This is a genomic window from Bacillus sp. EKM501B (assembly GCF_011800505.1).
Classification (GTDB): domain Bacteria; phylum Bacillota; class Bacilli; order Bacillales; family Bacillaceae_G; genus Bacillus_A; species Bacillus_A cereus.
The window spans coordinates 1-322 of the sequence record NZ_JAALFZ010000074.1; the positions used below are offsets into that span (position 1 = coordinate 1).

The following is a 322-nucleotide window of genomic DNA, read 5'->3' on the forward strand; positions in this document are numbered from 1 at the left end:
TATGGTGGGCCTAAATGGACTCGAACCATCGACCTCACGCTTATCAGGCGTGCGCTCTAACCAGCTGAGCTATAGGCCCATATACTTTACAGGGGCAGTAGGAATCGAACCCACACTGGAGGTTTTGGAGACCTCAGTTCTACCTTTAAACTATGCCCCTAAATGATGCCGGCTAGAGGACTTGAACCCCCAACCTACTGATTACAAGTCAGTTGCTCTACCAATTGAGCTAAGCCGGCATAAAAAAATGGTGGCTCGGGACGGAATCGAACCGCCGACACGAGGATTTTCAGTCCTCTGCTCTACCGACTGAGCTACCGAG

The 322-nt window shown here is 50.9% G+C and carries 3 tRNA genes; all 3 read right to left on the reverse strand.

The annotated features are described in order from the left end of the window. Positions 1-2: 2 nt before the first annotated feature. Positions 3-79: transfer RNA gene (locus tag HFD78_RS29175), tRNA-Ile, on the reverse strand. A gap of 10 nt (positions 80-89) precedes the next feature. Continuing rightward, positions 90-160: transfer RNA gene (locus HFD78_RS29180), tRNA-Trp, on the reverse strand. Between the two features lie 6 nt (positions 161-166). Beyond that, positions 167-239, reverse strand: a tRNA-Thr gene (locus tag HFD78_RS29185). Positions 240-322 lie beyond the last annotated feature (83 nt).